Source organism: Stenotrophomonas sp. S39 (assembly GCF_016624665.1).
Taxonomy (GTDB): domain Bacteria; phylum Pseudomonadota; class Gammaproteobacteria; order Xanthomonadales; family Xanthomonadaceae; genus Stenotrophomonas.
On the sequence record NZ_JACVTT010000004.1, the window covers coordinates 55,663 to 75,635 of the forward strand.

The 19,973-nt window shown below is 67.1% G+C and carries 20 protein-coding genes; 13 read left to right on the plus strand and 7 right to left on the minus strand.

The annotated features are described in order from the left end of the window. Nucleotides 1–32 precede the first annotated feature (32 nt). On the minus strand, nucleotides 33–1,448 hold the full coding sequence (gene miaB / locus IAE41_RS02810) for a tRNA (N6-isopentenyl adenosine(37)-C2)-methylthiotransferase MiaB (RefSeq protein WP_200732005.1): 1,416 nt from the start codon (nucleotides 1,446–1,448) through the stop codon (nucleotides 33–35). Nucleotides 1,449–1,656: 208 nt separating this feature from the next. Next, complete coding sequence (locus IAE41_RS02815) at nucleotides 1,657–2,277, minus strand: glutathione S-transferase family protein (RefSeq protein ID WP_200732006.1); 621 nt, start codon at nucleotides 2,275–2,277, stop codon at nucleotides 1,657–1,659. 81 nt (nucleotides 2,278–2,358) lie between these two features. Here IAE41_RS02815 and IAE41_RS02820 point away from each other — a divergent pair, with 81 nt between their 5' ends. From IAE41_RS02820 to IAE41_RS02850, 7 genes are all read left to right on the plus strand, one after another. Further along, nucleotides 2,359–3,327 (plus strand): WYL domain-containing protein, encoded by a 969-nt coding sequence (locus tag IAE41_RS02820; protein WP_108759623.1) that lies wholly within the window; start codon nucleotides 2,359–2,361, stop codon nucleotides 3,325–3,327. 46 nt (nucleotides 3,328–3,373) lie between these two features. Then, on the plus strand, nucleotides 3,374–4,318 hold the full coding sequence (locus IAE41_RS02825) for a lytic transglycosylase domain-containing protein (protein ID WP_079221348.1): 945 nt from the start codon (nucleotides 3,374–3,376) through the stop codon (nucleotides 4,316–4,318). A 209-nt stretch (nucleotides 4,319–4,527) separates the two neighbouring features. Beyond that, nucleotides 4,528–5,148: a ubiquinol-cytochrome c reductase iron-sulfur subunit gene (petA, locus tag IAE41_RS02830; RefSeq protein WP_004151998.1), complete on the plus strand. Its 621-nt coding sequence runs from the start codon at nucleotides 4,528–4,530 to the stop codon at nucleotides 5,146–5,148. Next, on the plus strand, nucleotides 5,148–6,407 hold the full coding sequence (locus IAE41_RS02835; RefSeq protein WP_079221349.1) for a cytochrome bc complex cytochrome b subunit: 1,260 nt from the start codon (nucleotides 5,148–5,150) through the stop codon (nucleotides 6,405–6,407). Before petA ends, IAE41_RS02835 begins: the two co-directional genes overlap by 1 nt. Continuing rightward, the gene (locus IAE41_RS02840) at nucleotides 6,400–7,149 is read left to right on the plus strand and encodes a cytochrome c1 (protein ID WP_200732007.1); all 750 of its coding nucleotides are present in this window, start codon (nucleotides 6,400–6,402) and stop codon (nucleotides 7,147–7,149) included. Before IAE41_RS02835 ends, IAE41_RS02840 begins: the two co-directional genes overlap by 8 nt. A gap of 134 nt (nucleotides 7,150–7,283) precedes the next feature. Beyond that, nucleotides 7,284–7,919: a glutathione S-transferase N-terminal domain-containing protein gene (locus tag IAE41_RS02845; protein ID WP_108759619.1), complete on the plus strand. Its 636-nt coding sequence runs from the start codon at nucleotides 7,284–7,286 to the stop codon at nucleotides 7,917–7,919. Between the two features lie 85 nt (nucleotides 7,920–8,004). Next, nucleotides 8,005–8,472, plus strand: coding sequence for a ClpXP protease specificity-enhancing factor (locus IAE41_RS02850; RefSeq protein WP_108759618.1), 468 nt, complete (start codon nucleotides 8,005–8,007; stop codon nucleotides 8,470–8,472). A 109-nt stretch (nucleotides 8,473–8,581) separates the two neighbouring features. Here IAE41_RS02850 and IAE41_RS02855 read toward each other — a convergent pair whose 3' ends face one another. From IAE41_RS02855 to IAE41_RS02870, 4 genes are all read right to left on the minus strand, one after another. Continuing rightward, on the minus strand, nucleotides 8,582–8,932 hold the full coding sequence (locus IAE41_RS02855) for a DUF3301 domain-containing protein (RefSeq protein ID WP_200732008.1): 351 nt from the start codon (nucleotides 8,930–8,932) through the stop codon (nucleotides 8,582–8,584). A gap of 68 nt (nucleotides 8,933–9,000) precedes the next feature. Beyond that, entirely contained in the window at nucleotides 9,001–9,939 is a 939-nt protein-coding gene (locus IAE41_RS02860; protein ID WP_200732009.1) for a DUF2272 domain-containing protein, read from the minus strand. A 116-nt stretch (nucleotides 9,940–10,055) separates the two neighbouring features. Further along, nucleotides 10,056–10,907 (minus strand): carboxylating nicotinate-nucleotide diphosphorylase, encoded by an 852-nt coding sequence (gene nadC, locus IAE41_RS02865; protein WP_200732010.1) that lies wholly within the window; start codon nucleotides 10,905–10,907, stop codon nucleotides 10,056–10,058. Then, entirely contained in the window at nucleotides 10,904–11,173 is a 270-nt protein-coding gene (locus IAE41_RS02870) for a Trm112 family protein (RefSeq protein WP_108746345.1), read from the minus strand. The genes nadC and IAE41_RS02870 overlap by 4 nt, the downstream gene beginning before the upstream one ends. A 58-nt stretch (nucleotides 11,174–11,231) precedes the next feature. Here IAE41_RS02870 and purE point away from each other — a divergent pair, with 58 nt between their 5' ends. Then, nucleotides 11,232–11,735, plus strand: coding sequence for a 5-(carboxyamino)imidazole ribonucleotide mutase (gene purE / locus IAE41_RS02875; protein ID WP_079221357.1), 504 nt, complete (start codon nucleotides 11,232–11,234; stop codon nucleotides 11,733–11,735). Beyond that, the gene (locus IAE41_RS02880) at nucleotides 11,732–12,880 is read left to right on the plus strand and encodes a 5-(carboxyamino)imidazole ribonucleotide synthase (protein ID WP_200732011.1); all 1,149 of its coding nucleotides are present in this window, start codon (nucleotides 11,732–11,734) and stop codon (nucleotides 12,878–12,880) included. Before purE ends, IAE41_RS02880 begins: the two co-directional genes overlap by 4 nt. Nucleotides 12,881–12,978: 98 nt before the next feature. Here IAE41_RS02880 and IAE41_RS02885 read toward each other — a convergent pair whose 3' ends face one another. Next, nucleotides 12,979–13,557, minus strand: coding sequence for a superoxide dismutase (locus tag IAE41_RS02885; protein ID WP_108759613.1), 579 nt, complete (start codon nucleotides 13,555–13,557; stop codon nucleotides 12,979–12,981). 119 nt (nucleotides 13,558–13,676) lie between these two features. On the opposite strand from IAE41_RS02885, the gene grxD reads away from it, so the two are divergent. The 4 genes from grxD (at nucleotide 13,677) to ppnN (ending at nucleotide 19,883) form a co-directional block, all read left to right on the plus strand. Then, on the plus strand, nucleotides 13,677–13,997 hold the full coding sequence (gene grxD / locus IAE41_RS02890; protein ID WP_079221360.1) for a Grx4 family monothiol glutaredoxin: 321 nt from the start codon (nucleotides 13,677–13,679) through the stop codon (nucleotides 13,995–13,997). Continuing rightward, entirely contained in the window at nucleotides 13,994–14,770 is a 777-nt protein-coding gene (locus IAE41_RS02895; protein WP_079221361.1) for an SDR family NAD(P)-dependent oxidoreductase, read from the plus strand. The genes grxD and IAE41_RS02895 overlap by 4 nt, the downstream gene beginning before the upstream one ends. Before the next feature lie 229 nt (nucleotides 14,771–14,999). Next, complete coding sequence (locus IAE41_RS02900; RefSeq protein ID WP_200732012.1) at nucleotides 15,000–18,242, plus strand: TonB-dependent receptor; 3,243 nt, start codon at nucleotides 15,000–15,002, stop codon at nucleotides 18,240–18,242. Nucleotides 18,243–18,494: 252 nt separating this feature from the next. Next, on the plus strand, nucleotides 18,495–19,883 hold the full coding sequence (gene ppnN, locus IAE41_RS02905; RefSeq protein WP_079221363.1) for a nucleotide 5'-monophosphate nucleosidase PpnN: 1,389 nt from the start codon (nucleotides 18,495–18,497) through the stop codon (nucleotides 19,881–19,883). Nucleotides 19,884–19,973: the final 90 nt, after the last annotated feature.

Consider the following 19,973-nt stretch of genomic DNA (forward strand, 5'->3'; position numbering starts at 1 on the left):
ACCGGCAGGGGCCGGCCATTGACCGGCACGCCTTACTCCGCCACCACGCGTGCTCGCAGCGAATTGGTCAGTGCCTCGGTGATCACCACGTCGACGAACTGGCCGATCAGGCGCGCCGGCGCCGGGAAGTTCACCGAACGCATGTTCTCGGTCTTGCCGGTCAACTCGTTCGGGTTCTTGCGCGAGGGGCCTTCCACCAGCACGGTCTGCACGGTGCCGACCATCTTTTCAGAGATGCCGGCCGCATGCGCGTTGATGCGTTCCTGCAGGCGCGACAGGCGCGCATGCTTTTCCGCATCGCTGATCGTGTCCTCCAGGTCGGCGGCCGGGGTGCCCGGGCGACGCGAATAGATGAAGGAGAAGCTGTGATCGAAGCCGATGTCCTCGATCAGCTTCATGGTCTTCTCGAAATCGGCATCGGTCTCGCCGGGGAAGCCGACGATGAAATCCGAGCTGATCGAGATGTCCGGGCGCACCGCACGCAGTTTGCGGATCTTCGACTTGAATTCCAGCGCGGTGTAGCCGCGCTTCATCGCCGACAGCACGCGGTCGCTGCCGGCCTGTACCGGCAGGTGCAGGAAGTTGGCCAGCTGCGGCACATCGCGGAACGCGTCGATCAGCGAATCGCTGAACTCCAGCGGATGCGAGGTGGTGAAGCGGATGCGGCCCACGCCATCGATCTCGGCGATGGTGCGGATCAGCAGGCCCAGGTCGGCGAACTCGCCATCACCGTAGGGACCGCGGTAAGCGTTGACGTTCTGCCCGAGCAGGTTGATCTCGCGCACGCCCTGCGCGGCAAGCTGCGCCACTTCCACCACCACGTCCTCGAATGGGCGGCTGACCTCGGTGCCGCGGGTGTAGGGCACCACGCAGAACGAGCAGTACTTGGAGCAGCCTTCCATGATCGAGACGAACGCCGAGGCGCCATCGGCGCGCGGTTCCGGCAGGCGGTCGAACTTCTCGATCTCGGGGAAGCTGATGTCCACCTGCGGGCGCTTCTGCTCGCGGCGGGCGCGGATCAGTTCCGGCAGGCGGTGCAGGGTCTGCGGGCCGAACACCAGGTCCACGAACGGCGCGCGCTTGATGATCGCTTCGCCTTCCTGCGAGGCCACGCAGCCGCCCACGCCGATGATGACTTCACGGCCCTTGTTCTTCAGGCTCTTCCACACGCCGAGCTGGCTGAACACCTTTTCCTGCGCCTTCTCGCGGATGGAGCAGGTGTTGACCAGGATGACGTCGGCGTCGTCCGGGGTATCGGTCAGTTCCAGGCCATCGCTGGCGGCAAGCACGTCGGCCATCTTGGCCGAGTCGTACTCGTTCATCTGGCAACCGTGGGTCTTGATGTACAGCTTGCCTTTCACCTGGTCGGGCTTGCGCGGACCGGCGGGCAGGGCAACGAGCGGGGTACCGCCCGGGGCGGGCGGGAAGACGTCTGGCGTCCCGGTCATGGCGCTTAATCCATTCGGGTGGCGGGAAAGCGGGCAATTCTACCCGCATCCCGCGCTGCCCGCCGTGGCCGGTTGGACCGCATGCCAAGCGGCGGGTAGCGCCGGGCCACGCCCGGCGAAATGCCCAAGGCGCCGCGCTGCGCGCTCGCGGGGCATGGCCCCGCGCTACCCGCATCCCGCGCCGCCCGGCGGTCGTTGCCTGCAGCGGTTACGCCGCCGCCAGCTCCGCGTCGATCTGGCGGGACCGGTCGAACGCGGCCAGCGTGCTCATCCGGTCGATGTAGGCTGCGGTGGCCGGGGCCGGCTGCACCAGTCCGAACTCGCGCATCCAGCCCAGCGCATTGCCCCACAGGATGTCGGCCGCGCTCAGGGTCTCGCCCAGCAGGTACGGCCCCTGCGCCAGCTGCGCCTCGATCACCTGCAGCACGGTCTCGGCATCGTTGTAGGGCGACATCATCCGCGGCGGCGGCTCGCGACGCATGGCCTTGTCGGTCATTGCCGGCTCGAAGCAGGCACCGTAGAAGGCCATCCAGCGCAGGTAGGGCCCGCGCTGCCCGTCACCGATCGGCGGCGCCAGCCCGGCTTCCGGGTACAGGTCGGCCAGATACAGGTAGATGGCCACCTGTTCGGTCACCAGCGCGCCGTTGTGGATGATGGCCGGCACCTTGCCCATCGGGTTGATGGCCAGGTAGGCCGGGGCCAGGTTGGCGCCAGCCTTCAGGTCCAGCACCTGCAGGCGGTAGTCGGCGTCCAGGGCTTCGAGCAGGGCGACGGCGCCGCTCGAGCGTGAACGGGCGGCGTGGTAGAGGGTGATCTGGCGTGCGGTCATGGCAGGGCTCCTTGCGAGGGGTGGTGAACCGGGAGGCCATGCTGGGGCACAATCACGGACGACTTCTGTCCTCGATACCGCATGCGCCATACCGCCCACCGACTGCTGCGACTGATCGCCCTGCTGCAGGCCCGCCGGCACTGGTCCGGGGCCGAGCTGGCCGAGCGCATGGGCGTGGACCGGCGCAGCATCCGCCGCGACATCGAACGCCTGCGCGAGCTCGGCTATCCGGTCCAGGCCTCGGCCGGGGTAGGGGGTGGCTACCGGCTTGGCGCCGGTGCGCCGGTCCTGCCGATGCTGCTGGACGAGGACGAGGCGACCACCCTGGCCATCGCCCTGCGGGCCGCCTCGGCCACCGTGTCCGGCATCGACGACACCGCGCGTGGCCTGCTGTCCAAGCTCGACCCGCTGGTACCGGCACGGCGTCGCCAACAGGCCGGCGAGGTGCACGCGGCCACCGCCACCCTGTCCGACCTGCCGGCCACCGATGCGCGCCTGCTCGGTCGGCTGGCCCAGCACTGCCGGCAGGCGGCTCGGCTGGCCTTTGAATACCGCAGCGCGCAGGACGTGGTGACCCAACGCCAGGTCGAGGCCCAGCACCTGGTCAATTACGGCCGGCGCTGGTACCTGCTGGCGTGGGATCTGGTGCGTGAGGACTGGCGCACCCTGCGCGTGGACCGGATGGGCGCGGTGCAGCCGCAACCGCAGCCGGGCCTGCATCGGCGCACCCCGGCCCCGCCGGACGTGATGGTCCGGCAGGCAGTCAGCCAGGCACCTTTCACCCTGCAGGCCATCCTTCGGCTGGCGGGCAGCCAGGCCGAGCTGGAGGGTCGCATTCCGCCCTGGTGCGGGGTGCTGGAGCCCGATGGTGCCGACCATTGCCTGCTGCGGATGGGGGCCGAGAGCCGCGGCATGATGCTGGCCCAGATCCTCAGCCTGGACAGGCTGCCGCTGGCCCTGTGGACCTCCCCGCCGGAACTGCGGGATGAACTGGCCCAGCGCCTGGCCGGGTTGGGCCAGTTGCTGGCTGTGCCGGCGGTCACGGACTGAGCGGGGCCGCTTGGCAAGCCCGGGCGAAGCTGGGACACTCGCCGCCATGAAGGGGATACTGGGGACAACGGCGATCATCATCGCTGCGCTGACCGCTGCGCCGGCCAGCGCCGGCACCCTGTTCAAGTGCCAGGGCGCCGACGGCGTCACCAGCTATGTCAGCAAGCGCGTGCCCGGCGCGCGCTGCAGCAGCATCAGCTATACCCGCGACACCCGCCGCCCGGCTGCGCCGCGCGCGGTACCGGCCGCCGCGCCCGTGCAGACCGCCAGCACGGCCCCGGCCCCGACCCAGGTGGCCAGTGCCGAGCGCAATCCGGTCGCGGTTGCCGCCAGCGCTGCCAGCCCCGTCGTCGCCGCCACGCCCGCCGCTGCACCCGCAGCCAAGGCTGCCGCCACGCCGCGCGGTGGCCGCATGGTCAGTGGCCAGGTCTATTCGTACATGCAGGACGGGGTGCGCCACTACACCAGTGCGCGCCCCACCCAGGTGGCCAACCTTGGCCCGGTGCGCACCATCCGCTACAGCTTCATGGAGCGCTGCTATGCCTGCGGGGTCAATCCGCGCGTGGACTTCGGCAGCGTGCGCCTCAACACCACCGCGTTCCAGACCGAGATCTCTTCGGCTGCGCGCGAGTTCGGCGTGGAAGAAGCAATCGTGCGCGCGATCATCCATGCCGAGTCGGCCTACAACCCGACCGCGCTCAGCCGCGCCGGCGCGCAGGGCCTGATGCAGTTGATGCCGCCGACCGCCGCACGCTTCGGGGTCAGTGATTCCTACGACGCCAGCCAGAACATCCGTGGCGGCGTGCAGTATCTTGCATGGTTGTTGAAGCGCTTCAATGGCGATCTGACCCTGGCCGCGGCGGGCTACAACGCCGGCGAAGGCGCGGTCGACCGCCACGGTGGCGTACCGCCTTACAGTGAAACCCAGTACTACGTGCGCCGCGTCGGCCAGCTGGCCGATCGCTACCGCACCGAATTGAGCAAGCAGTAGGTGCCGACCGTTGGTCGGCACGCATTCGATGGTAGGTGCCGACTGTCGGTAGGTGCCGACTGTCAGTCGGCACGCGTTCAAAAGATTGTTGCAATGCGTTGTGTGGCGCGAGACGGTTCCGCTACACTCGCCCATGATTCAATGCGGCTCTGGCCCCCACCGGATCCGCTGGCAGCCTTAAAGCTACCTAATCAATATCGGAGTGCCGGATGGCCAACGATGGGGTACACGATCCAGTCAACACCGGACGTCGGCGTTTTCTTTCTGCCACCACAGCCGTGGTGGGCGCCGTCGGCGTCGGATTCACCGCAGTTCCTTTCATCAAATCCTGGAACCCCAGTGCCCGCGCCAAGCTTGCCGGCGCACCGGTGGTGGCCGACATCAGCGCCCTGCAGGAAGGCCAACGCCTGATCGTGGAATGGCGTGGCCAGCCGATCTGGATCGTCAAACGGTCCAAGGCGATCCTGGATGCACTGCATGGGCTGGATGGCCGTCTCAAGGACCCCGAGTCCGGCGAGAAGGACCAGCAGCCGGACTATGTGCTCAAGCAGAACCCCGAGCTGCGCTCGATCAAGCCGGACATCTCCGTGCTGGTCGGCCTGTGCACGCACCTGGGCTGTTCGCCTGAAATGGTCGCCGAGATCCGGCCCGAGCCCTACGACCCGCAGTGGAAGGGCGGCTACTTCTGCCCCTGCCACAAATCGCGCTTCGACATGTCCGGCCGCGTCTTCAAGGACGTGCCGGCGCCGATCAACCTGAAGGTGCCCGCGCACCATTACCAGGACGACAACACCATCATCATCGGTGTCGATCCGCAGGGGGCAGCCTGATGGCCAATATCCTCGCCCGTACCGCCAGCGGCGTGGCCGACTGGGTCAACGCCCGCGCGCCGGGGCTGATGCCGGTCTACCGCAAGCATGTCAGCGAGTACTACGCGCCGAAGAACTTCAACATCTGGTACTACTTCGGTTCCCTGGCGCTGCTGGTGCTGGTCAACCAGATCGTCACCGGCATCTTCCTGACGATGCACTACAAGACCAACGCCGCCGAGGCGTTCGGTTCCATCGAATACATCATGCGGGACGTGGAGTGGGGCTGGCTCATCCGCTACATGCACTCCACCGGGGCCTCGCTGTTCTTCATCGTGGTCTACCTGCACATGTTCCGCGGGCTGCTGTACGGCAGTTACCAGAAACCGCGCGAGCTGGTGTGGATCCTCGGCATGCTGATCTACCTGGTGCTGATGGCCGAAGCCTTCATGGGCTACGTGCTGCCGTGGGGCCAGATGTCGTTCTGGGGCGCGAAGGTCATCATCTCGCTGTTCGGTGCCATACCGGTCATCGGCAACGGCCTGACCGAATGGATCATGGGCGACTACCTGCCCAGTGACGCCACGCTCAACCGCTTCTTCGCCCTGCACGTCATCGCCCTGCCGCTGGTACTGCTGCTGCTGGTGGTGCTGCACCTGGGGGCACTGCACGAAGTGGGGTCGAACAACCCTGATGGCGTGGAGATCAAGAAGGGGCCGAAGGGCAACCGCTGGTCGCCGAACGCCCCGGCCGACGGCATTCCCTTCCACCCGTACTACACGCTCAAGGATGGCGTCGGTGCCGGCTTCCTGCTGATCATCGCGGCCTTCATCATCTTCTTCGCGCCGGCCTTTGGTGGCCTGTTCCTGGAGCATGACAACTTCACCGAGGCCAACCGCCTGGTGACGCCCGAGCACATCAAGCCGGTCTGGTACTACACGCCGTACTACGCGATGTTGCGCGTGGTGCCCAACAAGCTGGGCGGCGTGCTGGTGATGTTCTCGGCCATCGCCATCCTGTTCCTGGTGCCGTGGCTGGACCGCGCGCGGGTCAAGTCCTACCGCTACCGCGGCCTGCTGTCGAAGGTACTGCTGGGGGTGTTCGCGGTGTGCTTCGTCTGGCTGGGCGTGATCGGCTCGGGCCCGGGCACCGACGCGCACGAAACCTACGTCGGGCGGGTGCTGACCTTCCTGTACTTCGCGTTCTTCATCACCATGCCGCTATGGACCAGGTTGGACAGGACCAAGCCGGTACCGGAGAGGGTGACCACCCATGACTGATCGCTGGATGGTCCGGTTGGCCCTGATGGCCACCCTGATGCTGGGCAGTTTCCTGGCCTCCGCCGCCGAGGGTGGCACCAAGCTGCTGCAGGCCGGCAACGACCTGGGTGACCGCGCATCGCTGCAGCGCGGCGCGCAGCTGTACATGAACTACTGCTCCGGCTGCCACGCGCTGAAGTACCTGCGCTATTCGCGCATGGCCCAGGACCTGGGCCTGAGCGAGGAAGAGGTGATGGCCAACCTCAACTTCACCGGCTCGGCGATCGGTGATCCGATCCCGGTGGCGATGCCCAAGGAACAGGCCGAGAAATGGTTCGGCAAGATGCCGCCGGATCTCAGCCTGATCTCGCGGGTACGCGGCAGCGACTGGATCTACACCTACCTCAAGTCGTTCTACCTGGACAGCAGCCGTCCGCTGGGCTGGAACAACGCCCTGTTCGCCAACGCGTCCATGCCCAACCCGCTGTGGGAGATGCAGGGCCTGCAGCACGCGGAGCACGGCAAGGCCGAAGCGCCGGGCATGGACCCGCCGGTCACCGGCCTGCGCCTGGAATCGCCGGGCAACGTCGATGCCGGGCAGTACGACCAGGCCGTGCGGGACATCACCAACTTCCTTGAATACGCCGGTGAACCGGCCGCACTGAAGCGCCAGCAGCTGGGCGTGTGGGTGATCCTGTTCCTGGCCCTGCTGACCTTCCTGCTGTACCTGCTGAAGAAGGAATACTGGAAGGACGTGCACTGATTCTGCGGCCGCCCCAGCGCAAAGCCTATTGGCTTTTGTGATGGTCGGTTGCACACTCGGGGAGGAGTCGACCGCCGGCACGGTGCTGGCGGCGCCGATGCGGCAGGCGGTCCCCTGTCGTGGGAGAGCCTTTGATGGCGGCGAGCGTACGCATGCGCAATACACTGACGCTGTTTTCCTCGAACGATGATGTCCTGTGCCACCGGGTACGCCTGGTCCTGGCGGCCAAAGGGGTCAGCTATGACTTCGTTCCTGTCGACCCGCAGAATCCGCCTGAAGATCTGATCGACCTCAACCCCTACCACTCGGTGCCGACCCTGGTCGAGCGCGAGCTGGTGCTGTACGCCGCCTCGGTGGTCAGCGAGTACCTCGACGAGCGCTACCCGCATCCGCCGCTGATGCCGGTCGATCCGCTCTCGCGTGCGCGCATCCGCCTGGCCATGCTGCGCATCGAACACGACTGGGTGCCGCAGGTGCAGGCCATCCAGTTGGGCAACAAGACCCAGGCCGAGGCCGGCCGCAAGCGGCTGAAGGAGCTGCTGACCGCCTCGCTGCCGCTGTTCAAGGCCAGCAAGTTCTTCCTCAACCCGGAAATGAGCCTGGCGGACTGCGCCATGGCACCGATCATCTGGCGCCTGCAGTCGCTGGACGTGCCACTGCCCAAGGATGGCAAGGCCATCGAGGATTACGGCAACCGCATCTTCCGCCACCCCGGTTTCGTCCGCAGCCTGACCGACCAGGAAAAGAAGCTGCGCGACCTGCCGGGCTGAGCCCGGCGGCCGCATCCCGTCTGCATGCCCACCGGCGTGCAGGCGATCCGCCCCGGCAGGGGCGTCGGGCGCGTACACTTCACGCATGACCGACGACTTCTTCCACATGACCAGCCACCGCCCGTACCTGCTGCGGGCGCTGGTGGAATGGATCAACGACAACCAGCTGACCCCGCACATCCTGGTCGACGCCGGCGTTCCCGGCGTCCAGGTCCCGCCTTCGGCGGTGAAGGATGGCCGGGTGGTGCTCAACATCGCCGAGCGCGCGGTGGTGCAGTTGATGATCAACAACGAGATGGTGAGCTTCTCGGCGCGCTTCTCCGGCACCAGCTATCCGGTGCAGGTGCCGATCAGCGCGGTGCTGGCCGTGTACGCGCGCGAGACCGGGCAGGGCATGGCGCTGCCGGACGATATTCCGGGCACCGAGCCGGCACCGGCCAGCGATGAGCTGCTGCATGAGGGCGAAACGCCGTCAGGCGACACGCCGCCGGACGACCGGCCGCCGACCAGCCCGCCGCCGAAGGGTCGCCCGACCCTGCGCGTAGTGAAGTAACGGCATGTGCCGACCGTTGGTCGGCACACCATGAAACAAGGGTGGGTGCCGACCGTTGGTCGGCACACTTCTACCGCTGCGCTCGCCGGGCATGGCCCGGCGCTACCGCTTAAATGTCCTCTGCATCCTCGACATCCGCGCGGATCTTGCTGATCCGCGCCGCGCCCGGGCCGGTGAACGAGATCAGCTGGTCGCCGCGCAGCACCATGCGCCCGACATGGCGATCAATGCCGTCGTAGGAATACTCGAACTTGAAGGTGCGCTCGAAGCCGAGCCGGCCATCCTCGCCACGCGACAGGCGCATGCCGGTGGCGTGCACCGCCTGGTCGAGCCACTGCACATCGGCGGCGCGGCACGCATTGCGGCCCAGCTCAACGGCACGTTCGGCCGCCGAACGCGCGGCGTTCCAGAAGAAGTAGACGATGCCGCCGGCGATCAGCAGCAACAACAGGGTAGGCATGGCGTCACGCGTGCAGGTTCGATCCCGCAAAGATGGCGGCGAACACGCAGCGGATCAAGCCACCCTGCTCATTGTCCATTCGGGGGCGGTGGGGCCGGCGGCGGTGCCACCCGCAGCGCAGGTGCCGTCAGCTGCAGCAGCGCGGCCCAGTCCTGGCGGTTGAAGCTGCACTCATCCTCGCGGCCTGGCGTGCAGGCGGGCTCGATGCCGTTGCTGCTGCGGTCGCGTGCCGGCGGCAGCTGGATCAGGCCCGTGCGGTCCAGCTGCAGCAGGCGCATGGCCACGGTGTTCATCACGTTGCCACCCACCAGGTACAGGGTCTGGTCGCCGCCGAGGTTGGCGGCCACCACCACTTCGCAGTGCGATTTCCAGTGCCCGACCGAGCCGTTGCCCAGCGCCTGCACCAGCCCGCTGTAGCTCAGCGTGCTGCTGCGGTCACGCAGGAAGCACAGCAGGTCGCCCGGTGCCGGCTTGGCCGTGGCCGGGTCCACCAGCCGGTACGGAACGCCGGACGGCCCGGCCTGGTAGGCGGCGCGGATGTAGTCGATATGCCGCGGCGAGGTGGTGAAGCCGGGCACGCCAGCGCGGGTCATCACCCAGGAAATGAAGGCGGCCGACCACGGGTTGTCCACGAGGAAGGCGCGGCAGTCGCTGTCGGTGTAGCGCGTGCCCAGCGGCGCCAGGCAACTGCTGGCGCCGGGAATGCTGCCCATGGCATTGAGCGTGCCGCTGTCGCGCCAGTAGCTGGCCACGCGTTGCCAGGCGATCAGCCCGTTGTCGGCCAGGTGCTCGCTTTCCGCTTCGGTGACACCGAGGCTGGCCGCGCGCCCTTCGCGATCGATGAAGGGGCGGTACCACAGCCGGTGTTCATTGCAGGCGGCGTTGCGGATGGAGATGGCCAACGGGCTCAGGCCGAAGCGCGGAGGTACGTCGCAGGCTTCGGCGGCGGCGGCTGACAGCGGCGCGGCGGCCAGCAGCAGGCAGGCAGGCAACAGCATCCGGCGCATGCGCGGCTCCTGTGGGGGATGGCCGCAGCGTCGCAGTGACGTCGTGAACGCAGGGTGTGAGAACGGTAGCGCCGGGCCATGCCCGGCGAGCGAAGCGGTAGCGCCCGCGCGCGCCCTCAACCCGGCGGCGGCCCCAGCTTCAGCGACAGGTCGATGGCCTGCACGTGCTTGGTCAGTCCACCGATGGAAATGCAGTCCACGCCGTCCTCGGCAATCGCGCGCAGCCCGTCCAGGCCGACGCTGCCGGACACTTCCAGCGGAATGCGGCCGGCGGCGATGCGCACCGCGTCGCGGCGCAGCGATGCATCGAAGTCGTCCAGCAGGATGCGCTCGCAGCCCGCGTCCAGCGCCTGCCGCAGCTGGTCCAGGTCTTCCACTTCCACCACCAGCGGCAGCGACGGCCACTGCTGGCGCGCGGCGGCCACGGCGGCAGGCAGCGAGCCGGCGGCGCGGATGTGGTTTTCCTTCAGCATCACCGTGTCGTACAGGCCGAAGCGGTGGTTGTCGCCGCCACCGCAGCGCACGGCGTACTTCTGCGCCAGGCGCAGGCCGGGCAGGGTCTTGCGGGTATCGAGGATGCGCGTGCCGGTGCCGGCCACCGCTGCCACGTAGCCGGCGGTGGTGGTGGCAGTGCCGGACAGCGTCTGCAGGAAATTGAGCGAGGTACGTTCGGCGCTGACCAGGCTGCGGCTGCGGCCGTGCAGCAGGGCCAGCACGGTGCCGGCGGCGACGCGGTCGCCCTCGGCCACGCGCCATTCGATGCGCACCTGCGGATCCAGGGCGCGGTGCGTCGCGTCGAACCAGGGGCGGCCGGCGATCACCGCATCCTGCTTGCACAGCAGGTAGGCGCTGTCGGCCTGGTCGGGCAGCAGGGCGGCGGTGACGTCACCGCTGCCCAGGTCCTCGGCCAACGCGCGGGCGACATCGGCCGCGACGAGGGCCGCATCCGGCGTCGGCAGGGCGGTCATGCGGCGGGGAAATCGGCGATCTGCGCGGTCGGGATGGCCTCTTCGGCCAGCAGCACCGGAATGCCGTCGTCCACGCGGAACACCTGCTTGCGGTCGCGGGTCACCAGCGCCTCGCGCAGCGGCTGGGCCAGCGGGTTGCCATCGGCCTTGTTCACCGAGCCGGCGGAAATGGCCTTGTTGAGGGCTTCCAGGCCCTTGCCATCCAGCAGGGACAGGGGCTGGCGGGTGTCCGGCGACACCAGCAGGTCAAGCAGCTTGCGATCCATGGTTCTTCGTCTTGCGTGGAAGACGGCTAGAATACGTCTTTAAGGCAGGTGACGGCCAATGACCCCCAACCCGATCGCGCCGCTTGTCGGCATCGTCATGGGTTCCCGCTCCGACTGGGAAACCATGCAGCACGCCGCCCAGAAGCTTGAAGCCCTGGGTGTTCCGTTCGAAGTGAAGGTGGTCTCCGCCCACCGCACCCCGGACGTGTTGTTCAGCTACGCAGAAGAAGCGGGCCCGCGCGGCCTGCGCGCGATCATCGCCGGTGCCGGCGGGGCTGCGCACCTGCCGGGCATGATCGCCGCCAAGACCGCCGTGCCGGTGCTGGGCGTGCCGGTGCAGTCCAAGGCCCTCAACGGCATGGATTCGCTGCTGTCGATCGTGCAGATGCCGGCCGGCATCCCGGTCGCCACCTTCGCCATCGGCAATGCCGGCGCATCCAATGCAGCGCTGTTCGCTGCGGCGATGCTGGCCAGCGACCAGCCGGCCATCGGCCAGGCGCTGGAAGCCTTCCGCACGCGCCAGACCGAAGATGTCATGGCCCACGACGATCCGCGCCAATGAGCCTGACCGTCGGCATCCTGGGCGGCGGCCAGCTCGCCCGCATGATGGTACTGGCGGGTGCACCGCTGGGGCTGCGCTTCGAGCTGTACGACCCGGCGGCCGACGCCTGCAGCGGCCCGCTGGCGCCGCTCACCGTGGCCGCCTTCGATGACCGCGAGGCACTGGCGGCGTTCGCCGCCAAGGTCGACGTGGTCACCTTCGATTTCGAGAACGTGCCTGCCGACAGTGCGCAGTGGCTGGCCGGGCAGGTGCCGGTCTATCCGCCGCCGTCGGCGCTGGCCGTTGCGCAGGACCGGTTGAGCGAGAAGACGCTGTTCCAGCAGCTGGGGATTCCGCTGCCGGCCTTTGCCGATATCCGCAGCCGCGATGAGCTGGCTGCCAAGGCCGCCGAATTCGGCCTGCCGTGCATCCTCAAGACCCGCCGCCTGGGCTACGACGGCAAGGGCCAGTTCCGCCTGCGCAGCGAGGCTGACATCGACGCGGCATGGGGCGCGCTGGGTGCCCAGGTCGAGCGCACCGGCCTGATACTGGAGGGTTTCGTCGCCTTCGAGCGCGAAGTCAGCGTGGTCGCCGTGCGCGGCCGCGACGGCAGCTTCCAGGCCTGGCCGGTTACCGGCAACTGGCATGTCGATGGCGTGCTCTCGGCCAGCGTGGCCCCGGCCGTGTTGTCCGACGCCGAGCATGAGGCGGCGATTGGCTATGCGCGCCGTGTGGCCGAGCACCTGGGCTATGTGGGTGTGTTCGCGCTGGAGCTGTTCTGCCGCGATGGCGAGCTGCTGGCCAACGAGATGGCGCCGCGCGTGCACAACTCCGGCCACTGGACCATCGAAGGCAGCGAGACCTCGCAGTTCGAGAACCATCTGCGGGCCGTGCTGGGCCTGCCCCTGGGCAGCACCCGCATGCTCGGCCATGCCTGCATGCTGAACTGGCTGGGCGCCATGCCCGATGCGGCACCGGTGCTGGGCCAGGCCAGCGGCCACTGGCACGACTACGGCAAGCAGCCGCGCGATGGCCGCAAGGTCGGTCACGCGACCCTGCGCGACGATGATGCCAACGCGCTGGCCGATGCTCTGCTGCAGGTCGGCCTGGAGCTGGACCGCCAGGACCAGGTGGCCCCGGCCGTGCACGCGTTGCGCAACGGCTGATCCCGGTGATGCCGGCCGCTGGCCGGCAATGCCCACCAAGGTGGGCATCTACGGTAGCGCCGGGCCATGCCCGGCGGCCCGCAATGCCGGCGTCCGCCTCAGCGCAGCTGGCTCTCCGCGAATTCCCAGTTGACCAGTTGCCAGAACGCTTCCAGATAGCGCGCGCGCTCATTCTGGTAGTCGGTGTAGTAAGCGTGTTCCCACACGTCACAGCACAGCAGCGGCGTGCTGTCGCCGGTCAGCGGCGTGCCCGCGTTGCGGGTCGCCTGGATGCCGAGCTGGCCGCCGGGATGCTGCACCAGCCAGACCCAGCCGGAACCGAACAGGCCCAGCGCAGCGCGGTTGAACTCCTCGCGCAGGCGCTGGCCATCGCCAAACTGGCGCTTGACCAGTTCGCCCAGCCGGCCCTGCGGCTCGCCGCCGCCACGCGGGCGCAGGCATTGCCAGTAGAAGCTGTGGTTCCAGGCCTGCGCGGCCGCATCGAACAGCTTGCCCTGGGCCTGGCGGACGATGTCCTCCAATGTCGCTTCTTCCCATTCCGTGCCGACGATGGCGGCATTGACCGCATCCACATAGGCGCGATGGTGGCGGCCGTGGTGCAGCTCCACGGTCAGCGCGGACAGGTGCGGCTGCAGGGAGCCGGGAAGGTAGGGCAGGGCAGGCAATTCGACGGGCATGGACAGGTTCGTGGCCAGGGGGCGGCGGCAGCCGGTTCCATCGGCTTACAATGGCGGCTACCGTGGGCAGTCTAGCCGACCACTGCGGTCGGTTTGTCCGGCGAAGCAAGGAGTGAGGTGTGGCGGTAATGCAGCAAATCCAGGCCGAGGTGGATCGTTACCCGCTCGTGCTGTTCATGAAGGGCACCCCGCAATACCCGATGTGCGGCTTTTCCAGCCGTGCCGTGCAGGCGTTGATGGCTGCCGGTGCCGTCGCCCTGCGTACGGTCAACGTGCTTGAGGAACCGGAGATCCGCGCCAACCTGCCGCGCTTCTCCAACCTGCCGACGTTCCCGCAGCTGTTCATCAACGGGGAGTTGATCGGCGGCTGCGACATCGTCATGGAGCTGTTCGAAGCCGGCGAGCTCAAGCGCATCGTCGAAGAGGCCACCCAGGGATGAGTGCCTGGCCATCGACGTCGGCGACCGATGCGGCGCTCGATGGCCGTCCGTTGCAGGATCGCGTGGTGCTCATCGCCGGTGCCGGTGGCGGGCTGGGCAGTGCCGCAGCCGTCGCGGCCGCCGAAGCCGGGGCCACCGTGGTCCTGATGGGCCGCAAGCCGCGGCGACTGGACCGGGTCTATGCCCAGGTGCAGGCCGTGGGCCCCGAGCCCCTGCTGTATCCGCTGGACCTGGAAGGCGCCGGCCCCGATGACTATGCCGAACTGGCCCAAGCCCTGCAGCGCGAGCTGGGGCGGCTGGATGGCCTGCTGGTCTGTGCCGCGCATTTCCCCGGCCTGACCCCCTTCGAGCTGGCCGACCCGGCCAGTTTCGCCCGCGCCGTGCACGTCACCCTGACCGCCCCGGCGTGGCTGGCCCAGGCCTGCCTGCCGTTGCTGAAACAGCAGGACGACGCGGCCCTGGTGTTCGCCGTCGATGCACCTGAAAGGGTGGGGCAGGCCTACTGGGGCGGCTACGGCGTAGCCCAGCACGGGCTGCGCGGGCTGATCGCCAGCCTGCATGATGAACTCGGCCGCAGCCCGGTCCGGGTCAGCGGCCTGTATCCGGGCCCGCTGCGGACCGCGCTGCGCGCCCGTGCCTATTCAGTTGACCAGGATCCGGCCGCCCAAGGCCCGGAAAAGGCCGCCGCAGCGGCCGTTGCGCTGCTTTCCGCCGGCGGTGCCGCTTGGCGCGGGCAGGTACTTGACGCCAGTCACACTACTGACGCGAGTTAAGTGGACGATAAGACGGAATGAAGGTTCCGTCACGAACTCGTTGCGATCCCGTGCCGTTTGTCGCACAACCGTCACAATGAAGGCGTAGCGTGTTAATCTAGTGTTAACCGTTGCGGCAGCTGCCGTTCACGGTAGGGAACCCCAGATAAATGTCCAGTCAGCCGCCCGCAAGGCTGGTTGGATGCGCTTTTTTTCCGCCATCGCCAACTCGCATCGAGGCTACCGAAAAATGACCCACCCACTCCGGATGTCCAAGCTTACCCTTGGTCTCGTGGCTGCACTTGCTGCCGCTCCCGCCTTCGCCCAGAGCACCTCCGCCGGTGTCGGCGGCCAGGTCGTGTCCGCTGCAGGCCAGCCTGTGGCCGGTGCTGAAGTCACCATCACCCACACCGAGTCGGGCACCGTTTCGCGTGCCACCACCGATGCGTCGGGTCGTTACAACGCGCGCGGTCTGCGCGTGGGTGGTCCGTACACCATCACCATCAACAAGCCGGGTGAAGGCACCAAGACCGAAGAAGGTGTCTTCCTGAACCTGAACCAGGTCAACACCGTCAACGCCAACCTGGCCGGCGATGTGGCTGCCACCAACCTGGACGCCGTCAATGTCGTCGCCACCGGTGGCGGCCTGGACATCTTCAGCGCCACCAAGATGGGTACCGGCACCAACGTCACCCGCGAAACGATGGACGCGCTGCCGTCGGCCAACCGCAACATCCAGGACTACGTCCGTCTGGACCCGCGCATCTCGCAGGTCAGCAAGGCTGACGGCGCGATCTCGGCCGGTGGCCAGAACACCCGTTACAACGCCATCCGCATCGACGGCATCAGCGCCTCCGATCCGTTCGGCCTGGGCTCCAACAACCTGCCGACCGAGCGTCAGCCGGTGTCGATGGACGCCATCCAGGAAATCAACATCGACCTGGCCAACTACGACACGACCATCGCTGGCGGCACCGGTGCGGTGATCAATGCCGTGACCAAGTCGGGTACCAATGAATTCCACGGCACCGTCTACGGTTCCTACCGCGACAAGGAAATGGTCCGCTCGCGCCTGGAAGGTGACACGCAGGACTTCAACGGCTTCGAAGACGAGAAGACCTACGGCATGACCTTCGGCGGCCCGATCGTCAAGGACAAGCTGTTCTTCTTCACCAACTATGAAAAGTACGAGCGTTCGGCCGCCGGCATCAGCCTGAGCGACACCCCGATCGGCCGTGGCACCATCACCCAGCAGCAGATCACCGATGTCCAGAACTATCTGGGCAATCTGGGCTATGACCCGGGCACCCTGTCGGCGCCGAACAGCAAGACCGAGATCGAAGAGTACGCGGTCAAGCTGGACTGGAACATCAACGAGAACCACCGTGCGGCCCTGCGCTACAACAAGATGGAGCAGAACGTCGTTCGCTTCCCGCAGGTCAGCAGCAGCGCCATCTCGCTGAGCAACTTCTGGTACCAGCAGCCGACCGAATACGAAACCTGGATGGGCGAACTGTTCAGCGACTGGTCGGACAACTTCTCGACCGAATTCAAGGTCTCGCACAAGGATTACTCGGCCAACCGCGTTCCGCTGGTCGACATGCCGCAGATCCGTATCCGTTCGGGCAATGACTCGCTGTACGTGGGTACCGAGCAGAACACCCACGTCAACATCGTCGAGTCGAAGGAACTGAGCGCGTTCGGTGCCGGTACCTGGTACGTCGGCGACCACACCGTCAAGTTCGGCTTCGATTACTCGAAGAACGACCTGATGAACTTCTACGGCCGTAACCTCAACGGCGTGTACGAATTCAACAGCGTCAACGATTTCCTGGCCGGCAACGCCTCGCGCTACCAGCTGCGTACCCCGCGTGCCGATGGCACCCGCGCTGACATCCCGGCTGACTTCACCCTGAAGAACACCGGCGTGTTCGTGCAGGATACCTGGGCGATCAACTACAACCTGAGCCTGATGTTCGGCGTCCGCGTCGACATGCCTGACTTCAGCACCCAGCGCCTGTACAACCCGCGCATCGAACAGCTGTACGGCTTCAACAACACCAAGCTGGTCGACAAGGAACTGGTGCAGCCGCGTGTCGGCTTCAACTACACCTTCGACAGCGAGCGTCCGACCCAGCTGCGCGGCGGCGTGGGCCTGTTCGGCGGCGCTGCCCCGAACGTGTGGCTGGCAGGTGCCTACCAGAACACCGGCCTGAACTACGTCGAGTACGACGAGCGCAACCCGCCGGTCGGTTCGTTCACCCCGGATGGCAACAATCCGTACATCCCGGCCGGTGGCCCGGCTTCGGCCCGTCAGAACGTGGACATCATCGCGCCGGGCACCCGCCTGCCGTCGGTGTGGAAGGCCAACCTGGCCTTTGACCACGAGCTGCCGTGGTACGGCATCGTGGCTTCGGCCGAGCTGCTGCTGACCAAGGTCAAGGACGGCATCTACTTCGACCGCCTGGACGTCGGCACGCAGACCGCGGTTGGCCCGGATGGCCGTGCGATCTACTGGAACGCTGCGGGCCGCAACCCGAACAACGGCCGCATGAGCAATGGCCAGAACTTCGGCATCACCACCGGCACCAGCGGTGCAGTTGATCGTGCCAACCGCCCGAGCGACATGGGCGATGTGCTGGTCCTGCGCAACACCGACAAGGGTCGTGGCAGCCAGGCTACCTTCTCGCTGGCCAAGCCGCTGACCGAGAACTGGGGCTGGTCGCTGGGTTACACCTACACCCAGTCCAAGGAAGTCAGCCCGCTGTCCAGCTCGCAGAACACCTCGAACTGGAACAATACGCTGATCTTCAACGCCAACGAGAACGTTGATTACAACTCTCGCTACGCGATCAAGGACCGCATCACCGGCACCCTGGAGTGGAAGCACAACTTCTTCGGTGACAACGCCACCCGCGTCGGCCTGTTCTACGAAGGTCGCTCGGGCCGTCCGTACAGCTACATCTTCTACAACGATGCCAACGGCGACGGTGCAGCCACCAACGACCTGTTCTACGTGCCCAGCGGCCCGGGTGACGTGCTGTTCGGCAGCGTGGTCGGCGGTCGCTTCGTGCAGGATGCGGCCATGGAGAAGAGCTTCTTCGACTGGCTGGCAAAGACCCCGGAACTCGACGCCTATCGTGGCAGCGTGGTCCCGGCGAACGAGCACCGCGCCAAGTGGATCAACTCCTTCGACGTCCGCATCAGCCAGGAATTCCCGGGCTTCATGAAGGAGCACAAGGGTGAGATCGCGCTGGACATCATGAATGTCGGCAACCTGATCAACAAGAAGTGGGGCCTGATCGACGACTACGGCTTCTACTCGACCCGCCGCGTTGCCAACTACGGCGGTATCGATCCGGCCACCGGCAAGTACGTGTACTCGTTCACCGGTGCTACGGACAACCCGCAGATCCAGGAAAACAACAACGACAAGGGCAACACCGGCGTGTCGCGCTGGTCGATGCAGCTGACCCTGAAGTACAAGTTCTGATCCGTCAGCACTTGAAGCGGTAAAAGGAAACGGCCGGGGAAACCCGGCCGTTTTCCGTTCAGGCGAAAGTCCTTGCGGTGGTGCAGGCAGGGGCGTAGCATCCGCTCTCGTGCGCGGCGCAATACGCCGCCTGGCGGTCCCGGAAAGGCGAACGCGGGCAGCACATATCCAACGGTCGGGTTTCCCGGCCGTTTTGCTTTTTAAGGGGGCGGCAGTACAGTCGGAAACCTTGAAGGAAGCGAAAAGTTGGATATGACGACGAACGAAAAAGCAGCCCGCGCGCTGCCGGTGCAGGATGCGCGGATCTACCCGCGCGGTGGGCTGGATGTGCTGTCGCGGGCCGAGGTCGCGCGCCTGCGCGATGCCTCCGGTGGTGGCATGCACGAACTGCTGCGCCGCTGTGCGCTGGCGGTGCTGACCAGCGGCAGTGCTTCGGACGATCCGCGCGCGGCGCGTGATCTCTACCCTGATTTCGACATCCAGGTGGCGCAGCAGGATCGCGGCGTGCGCATCGACCTGGTCAATGCCCCGGCGATGGCCTTCGTCGATGGCGAGATCATCCGCGGCGTGGCCGAACTGCTGTTCGCCGTGGTCCGCGACCTGGCCTACATGGCCATCGAGATGGGCCCGGCCTATGCGGCCGAGCTGGAGTCTTCCGAAGGCATCACCAACGCGGTGTTCGGCCTGCTGCGCAACGCGCGCATCCTCAACCCGGGCGACCCGAACCTGGTGGTCTGCTGGGGCGGCCACTCGATCGGGCGCGACGAGTACCTGTACACCAAGCAGGTCGGCTACGAGCTGGGCCTGCGTGGCCTGGACATCTGCACCGGCTGCGGCCCGGGCGCCATGAAGGGCCCGATGAAGGGCGCAACCATCGCCCATGCCAAGCAGCGCAAGACGGTCACCCGTTACATCGGCCTGACCGAGCCGGGCATCATCGCGGCCGAGTCGCCGAACCCGATCGTCAACCACCTGGTCATCATGCCGGACATCGAGAAGCGCCTTGAGGCCTTCGTCCGCATCGGCCACGGCATCATCGTGTTCGCCGGTGGCGTCGGCACCGCCGAAGAGATCCTGTACCTGCTCGGCATCCTGCTGCGCGAGGAAAACAAGGACCTGCCGTTCCCGCTGATCCTGACCGGCCCGACCGTGGCTGCGCCGTACTTCGAGCAGATCGACCGGTTCATCCGCCTGACCCTGGGCGACGCGGCGGCCGAGCGCTACGAGATCATCATCGGTGACCCGGTGGCGGTCGCCCGCAAGATGGCCAGCGGCATCAAGCAGGTGCGCGAGCACCGCCTGGCGCAGAAGGATTCGTTCTTCTTCAACTGGTCCATCGAGATCCCGTGGGAGTACCAGCAGCCGTTCGTGCCGACCCACGAGGCGATGGCCGCGCTGGACCTGCACCACGGCCGGGCGCCGCATGCGCTGGCCGCCGACCTGCGCCGGGCGTTCTCCGGCATCGTGGCCGGCAACGTCAAGGAAGACGGCATGCGCCGCATCGAAGAGTTCGGGCCGTTCCAGATCCATGGCGACGCGGACATGATGCAGGCCCTGGACGCGCTGCTGCGCGCCTTCGTCGAGCAGCGCCGGATGAAGATCTCCGGCGAGTACCAGCCCTGCTACCAGGTGCTGGCCTGACCGGCCGGGGGGGGGGGCCCCCCCCCCCCCGGGGGGGGGCCCCCCGGGGGGGGGGCCCGGGCCCCCCCCCCCCCCCGCGGCCGCCCCCCC

Coding starts and splice junctions, on each gene's coding strand:
- miaB (WP_200732005.1), bottom strand. CDS start 1,448: ATGACCGGGACGCCAGACGTCTTCCCGCCCGCCCCGGGCGGTACCCCG.
- IAE41_RS02815 (WP_200732006.1), bottom strand. CDS start 2,277: ATGACCGCACGCCAGATCACCCTCTACCACGCCGCCCGTTCACGCTCG.
- IAE41_RS02820 (WP_108759623.1), top strand. CDS start 2,359: ATGCGCCATACCGCCCACCGACTGCTGCGACTGATCGCCCTGCTGCAG.
- IAE41_RS02825 (WP_079221348.1), top strand. CDS start 3,374: ATGAAGGGGATACTGGGGACAACGGCGATCATCATCGCTGCGCTGACC.
- petA (WP_004151998.1), top strand. CDS start 4,528: ATGGCCAACGATGGGGTACACGATCCAGTCAACACCGGACGTCGGCGT.
- IAE41_RS02835 (WP_079221349.1), top strand. CDS start 5,148: ATGGCCAATATCCTCGCCCGTACCGCCAGCGGCGTGGCCGACTGGGTC.
- IAE41_RS02840 (WP_200732007.1), top strand. CDS start 6,400: ATGACTGATCGCTGGATGGTCCGGTTGGCCCTGATGGCCACCCTGATG.
- IAE41_RS02845 (WP_108759619.1), top strand. CDS start 7,284: ATGGCGGCGAGCGTACGCATGCGCAATACACTGACGCTGTTTTCCTCG.
- IAE41_RS02850 (WP_108759618.1), top strand. CDS start 8,005: ATGACCGACGACTTCTTCCACATGACCAGCCACCGCCCGTACCTGCTG.
- IAE41_RS02855 (WP_200732008.1), bottom strand. CDS start 8,932: ATGCCTACCCTGTTGTTGCTGCTGATCGCCGGCGGCATCGTCTACTTC.
- IAE41_RS02860 (WP_200732009.1), bottom strand. CDS start 9,939: ATGCGCCGGATGCTGTTGCCTGCCTGCCTGCTGCTGGCCGCCGCGCCG.
- nadC (WP_200732010.1), bottom strand. CDS start 10,907: ATGACCGCCCTGCCGACGCCGGATGCGGCCCTCGTCGCGGCCGATGTC.
- IAE41_RS02870 (WP_108746345.1), bottom strand. CDS start 11,173: ATGGATCGCAAGCTGCTTGACCTGCTGGTGTCGCCGGACACCCGCCAG.
- purE (WP_079221357.1), top strand. CDS start 11,232: ATGACCCCCAACCCGATCGCGCCGCTTGTCGGCATCGTCATGGGTTCC.
- IAE41_RS02880 (WP_200732011.1), top strand. CDS start 11,732: ATGAGCCTGACCGTCGGCATCCTGGGCGGCGGCCAGCTCGCCCGCATG.
- IAE41_RS02885 (WP_108759613.1), bottom strand. CDS start 13,557: ATGCCCGTCGAATTGCCTGCCCTGCCCTACCTTCCCGGCTCCCTGCAG.
- IAE41_RS02895 (WP_079221361.1), top strand. CDS start 13,994: ATGAGTGCCTGGCCATCGACGTCGGCGACCGATGCGGCGCTCGATGGC.
- IAE41_RS02900 (WP_200732012.1), top strand. CDS start 15,000: ATGACCCACCCACTCCGGATGTCCAAGCTTACCCTTGGTCTCGTGGCT.
- ppnN (WP_079221363.1), top strand. CDS start 18,495: ATGACGACGAACGAAAAAGCAGCCCGCGCGCTGCCGGTGCAGGATGCG.